This is a genomic window from Psychromonas sp. Urea-02u-13 (genome assembly GCF_002835995.1).
Classification (GTDB): domain Bacteria; phylum Pseudomonadota; class Gammaproteobacteria; order Enterobacterales; family Psychromonadaceae; genus Psychromonas.
In genome coordinates this window covers 1-5,470 of record NZ_PJBZ01000142.1, presented here as the reverse complement: position 1 = coordinate 5,470, position 5,470 = coordinate 1, and the positions used below count along the sequence as shown (strand labels likewise).

Sequence of the window (5,470 nt, the reverse complement as noted above, 5' to 3'; positions counted from 1 at the left end):
TGGCAAAAAGGCGAGTTAACATCAGATATTCAAAAAGAAGCCGCGCTTGAAATCATTGCAAAGTGGCGTAAACGTTTGTCGAGTATCTCTTGGTTCATGCGTTGTCTAAATGAATTTATCGCTGTCAAAGCGAATAAAGAAGATAAGTGCAAGGGACGTTTCTGGGAAGGCAGATTCAAATCTCAAGCCTTGCTAGATGAGAAAGCATTATTAACCTGCATGGCATATGTCGACTTGAATCCTATCCGCGCTAAGATGGCATCAAGTGTTGATAAATCGGAATATACCTCTGTTTTTGAACGCATTCATAACAAATCAAATGAGACTGAAAAGAGCGATGAAGTTGAAAATACGCTATTGGTAAAATTCATCGGTGCAGAGCATCAACATGAAGCACAGGGTATTCATTTTACCTTAATCGATTATCTCGAACTTGTTGACTGGACTGGTCGCATTATTCGTGAAGGTAAGCGAGGTGCAATATCATCACAAGCGCCTGCTTTATTAGCCTCACTTGGGTTAGATAACGACACCTGGCTGAGTTTAGCCAATGATTTCGGTAAAGAATATCATGGTGCAGTCGGGTCATTGGAAGAACTCGCATTGTTTGCTGCGCATACGGGTAAAAAGTGGATATCGGGTCAGAACAAGTTACTACAAATTTACCACTGATTTTTTGAGACTAAGATTTAATAACACACACGGTGGGCGTTTCACTTAGGTTTATTGTGCCTATAAATCAGTAATATTACGTATTTTCCTCATTTTATATTCTCCCTCAACATTTTTAGAAATTAAACAGGCATTTCGTTTGTTGCTATCTATTTCACAAACCTATTTTTGGTTAATATCACCGAATCAAGAAAGGGATGTCCTGTTTCCAGTATGTTCGAACATTACGAGGTATTAAGCGTTATAAGAACAAGGTTATGCATGGCATTCAAGTACACGTTAGTAAGAGTGGTATTACAACACGCAAGCTGTTTGTAGATGGTGAAGCAGTCACAAATCATGGAATACGAATGAAGAACCCACAGGAAATTGTTCTTGTTCAGCTTACGATGATTGGTGTTTATGACGTTTAGAACGTTTAGAACGTTTAGAACGTTTAGAACGTGATTGAGTATCACAAGTTGTTTCGTTCCCAAGTCTTTAATTTATATGATAACGAACATAGCGGTAGGTATAGGTTTGATGTAGTGTATATGTCATCAACTATTGCTGAGTTATTAAGGTTAACTATGTCTGGAAATTATATAGAACGGGTTTATGCAAAAGAAGTACGTGCGTTTAAAGAAATATCAGTTGAATTTAGCAAAGGCTTCAACTTTATTGCAGGTGAGAATGGCGTTGGTAAGACCTCAATTCTTGCCATTATCTCACATTGTACAAATATTCGCTCTTTTACTGAATCTAAATTCACAGAGAATTCTGAATTGCACTTTGATGCTATTCATAATAATGAAAGAATAAGATGTGGGCATGGAGAAGGTTCAATCAAGATAGGTGGATATAGAGAAGATACACTTAGATTGCACAACACACCGAGTGATAAAGGTGCTGAAAATAGAAGACTACTCCATGCATATGAACTTGAAAGCAAAAAAATCAACTTATCTCCCCTGTTTATAGGCGCAGTAAGAAGCATTTCTTACTTGGGTTTAGAAGGTATTAAAAAAGAAAATAATAAAGTTCATTGTCAGAATCAATACAGACAGGCAAGTACAATGTCTTTAATTAACGGAAGTGGCACATCAGTTAAGCAATGGATTATTAATAGATACTTTATAATAGATAAAGGTTGGGCTTGGGAAGAAAAGAATAACTTTGAACACTTCACTAGTCGCTTAGCAAAGCTAGCTCCATTTGATTCTGACTTTAAATATGTCGATACAGGTCGAGACATGGAACCTGTTTTTGAACTACATGGTAAAAAATGTTACCTAGAACAGTTATCATCAGGTTTTCAGTCAGTTTTAACAATAGTTACAAGTATTATTGAATGGATAGAAAAGTGTAATGATGAAGGAAGCAGAGATATAAGAACTGCTTCTGGAACGGTTATCATTGATGAACTAGATGCTCACCTACATCCTGAATGGCAACTAAGAATACGTGATGGTTTAGAAGTAATATTCCCAAATGTTCAGTTTATTGTTACTACACATTCTCCTCATTTAATAGCTTCCGCGAAAGAAAATGAAGTCATTGTCATGAGAAAATCTGATGATGATACGTATGACTTAAAAGCAGAAAGTAAATCATATTCAGGTTGGACAACAGACCAGATACTTAAAGATGTAATGGGAGTTAAAGGCTTAGATAACAAGCTTTACGCTGTTTTAATTGATGATGCATTTGATAAGTTAGCTGATAAAGATATTCGCGCTTTAGAAGAGTCTATTGTCAATTTAGAAAAGGTTACTCACCCTGATGATACTATTTGTATGGTCTTGAGGACAAAACTTGCAGGGCTGAAAGCTGTTAGTGATGAAGATATCGCAACCGTAATGATGGATACTAGAGGGGTAGTTAAATCAAGTCTAGCAGCTAGGCCTACTAGAGGGAGAGTTAAATCAAGTCTAGTAGCTAGGCCTACTAGAGGGAGAGCTAAATCAAGTCTAGTAGCTAGGCCTACTAGAGGGAGAGCTAGATTTGACCTAACCGATAAACCAGCTAAAGAAATTGAAGATGAAACTACTGAAGTTACCAAACCGTTTGATGATTTGAAGGTTACCGACTGATGATCAAACTTGAAAGAGGTGTAGAACCTGATGATTTGAGGGATAACCAAGCTCAGTGGACAATAGACTTATTAGCATCAGTTGTTCAACATGGTTCGTATAAAGATATCCCAGATGCCGAGAAGAATACTTTAATTTCAAAATACAGGCTCGTTTCTGTTAAGAAAGAACTAAAACGAACTTCGCATGATAAATGTGCTTATTGTGAGTCAAAACCAGAAGAAACAGGGCATGTAGCAATTGAACACTTTATACCAAAGTCACTATATCCAAAGGAAACTTTTAATTGGGAGAACTATCTACCTGCTTGTGGTGTATGCAATGAAAGTAAACATAATCATGATGTTCTGTTAGAGCCAATTATCAATCCATACGATATTGAACCAAACACTGTTTTGAAGTTTAAAAATTTTAGACTTGTTCCTGTTTCAGAAAACATGAAGAAATTAGCAGATACAACAATTGAAGTTTGTGGGTTAAACACAATAAGATTATATAAGCCTAGGTCTGCGCTTATGGTTTCGTTCACTGAATATGAAGATAACATTAGAGATGCTATTAGCATCTACAACGAAGCAGATACTGATAGAAAACGTAGTCATAGATTAAGAAAAATCAAAGAGTCTATAAATTCAATTTTATTTTTAACTAAGCCCAATGAAAAACATTCAAAGTTTTGTACTGAGTTGTTAGCTCAAAGTGAAGACTATCAAGAAGCACTAGTATTAGTGAATCAATAGTTATTAACGAAAACAACAATTCCTATCAGCATAAATAGTTCACTAGTAACAGAGTGGACGCTGTACTAACACAACATAAACCCTGTCAGGTAGCCTCGTCCACAACAAGCTATTTGGTGGGTTTTTTTTATGGGTTAAATTTATGAAAATGTGTAATAAGTGCGGAGTTGAGACAGCACGCAACAAAAAGGGTGAATGTGTTAATTGCGTAAAATCGTATAACAAAGCGTATTACGAAGCTAACAAAGATAATATAAAATCTGTACAGAAAGCTTATCGACAATCACCAAAAGGTAAAGCTAAACGTAATGCTAGTAGAGCAAAACGCAGAGCAACAAAACTAAATGCAAATCCTTCATGGTCTAACGAAGATCATATCAAAATGTGGTATGAACAGGCCAAACATTGGGAATGGTTAACTGGTGAGCCGTATCACGTTGACCACGTAGTTCCACTTCAAGGCAAGAACGTTTCAGGATTACATGTAGCTCACAACCTAGAAGTAATCCCTGCACGACTGGACCTAGCTAAATCAAACATACATTGTTAGAAGTTGAAGGTAAGAAGTTGGTTTCTAAAGCACTTGCTGACAACATGAATTAACAGGGGACACCCGACTCTTTTTAACTGAACTTCAAGAGTAACTTATGGTTAAATAAACAGTATAGGTTTCCCTTGGAGGTTTTATGACACAATCCCGCGACACGCTAATTTCACTTGCTGATACCCCTGCTATTCATTAAGATCCCATTGTATATCCCGTTGAGTGCGTCGTGCCTTTTTGTGTGGTGATGATAAATATTCAGGACAAAGCTTTGAACACCGTAACCAATCGGGGACACCCGTATCTTTTTTTGGTACCCCAATCTGGGACATCCGTATCTTTTACCTAAAAATTTTAGTGATTAAACAGGCATTTCGTTTGTTGTTATCTATTTCTGAAACTTATTTTTAATTTTTCAGATTGTTTGGAATATAGGGATGTCCGGTCTTAATTGTTAATTGTTATCGCTTCGCTACACATTTTAACCCACTATTTTTGTCCGCTTAATGCGGTGTTGAGGCTGTAGAATAACTCGGGTTTTATAAATAAATGTAAATATGTTATTTATAAGCCGTTGTTTTTAAATGCCATAAAGTCCATGTAAAGAGTGTTTTTTCTGAAAAAGGAGAAATTCTACAGCCTCGTTATGTGCTACATGACAACAAGATCTAGTTTGTAGGTTACATTTATGTTTTACTTTTTACTTTTTGCTTAAAGTCTCTTTTAAATCAATGTTGAGTTGTTTGATACTTTCTCATAAATTACACTTAAGATCACTCAAGTTAGATATAATGTGAATTACACGATTTGGGGGTTATATGCTAAATATGATAATGGGTCACGGATGGGCAACTCCGGGTGAACTTAGTGACGATGAAAAAAGTAATAAGCGGAAAAATAGAAAAGGGAAAAAGATAGATGACATGCATGACGTCAAAAAAGAACTTTTAAAGGACATTGGAAAATCAGTATATTCAAAACTAGTAGGGGATAACCCTGATATAAAAATAGATAAAGATACTGGAAATATAATATTAGATGGACAACGAGCTAGAAATAAAGGTGATAGTTATCATACCGAAATTCATGCTAGTGGTTATTTTGTTAGAATGTATTTTATAACGGAACTTGACGAATTATATTTACGTAAATCACGTCATAAATATCATCTTGTACCGCGTGATATTGATTATATTTATAAAGTTATTAAAAATAGTATTAATAATAAAGAAAATGAAATAGTGATAGTTATTAAATAGTACGCACATAACAAATAAGGATAGGAAATAACCAGTCGGGGACACCCGACTCTTTTTAAACGAGAACCAATCAATAAAGGGATGTCCTTTTTCACTCTGTTTGTTTCACTAAGCTAGAAAACGTCGTTGTGAGACCCGACGCGAGCTAATTGTAATGTGTTTTCATGAAGGCGGTATATTAAG

The 5,470-nt window shown here is 35.7% G+C and carries 4 protein-coding genes and 1 pseudogene; all 5 read left to right on the top strand.

Annotated features, from left to right (window positions below; genetic code table 11):
• Positions 1–672, top strand: a pseudogene (locus CXF74_RS20525) (hypothetical protein); the annotation flags it as partial.
• Positions 673–1,205: 533 nt separating this feature from the next.
• On the top strand, positions 1,206–2,744 hold the full coding sequence (locus tag CXF74_RS20520; RefSeq protein ID WP_101084394.1) for an AAA family ATPase: 1,539 nt from the start codon (positions 1,206–1,208) through the stop codon (positions 2,742–2,744).
• Positions 2,744–3,484 (top strand): HNH endonuclease, encoded by a 741-nt coding sequence (locus tag CXF74_RS20515; protein WP_101084392.1) that lies wholly within the window; start codon positions 2,744–2,746, stop codon positions 3,482–3,484. The genes CXF74_RS20520 and CXF74_RS20515 overlap by 1 nt, the downstream gene beginning before the upstream one ends.
• Before the next feature lie 142 nt (positions 3,485–3,626).
• On the top strand, positions 3,627–4,034 hold the full coding sequence (locus CXF74_RS20510; RefSeq protein ID WP_101084390.1) for a hypothetical protein: 408 nt from the start codon (positions 3,627–3,629) through the stop codon (positions 4,032–4,034).
• A gap of 812 nt (positions 4,035–4,846) precedes the next feature.
• Positions 4,847–5,287, top strand: a complete 441-nt coding sequence (locus tag CXF74_RS20500) for a hypothetical protein (protein ID WP_101084388.1) — start codon at positions 4,847–4,849, stop codon at positions 5,285–5,287.
• The last annotated feature ends 183 nt before the right edge of the window (positions 5,288–5,470 follow it).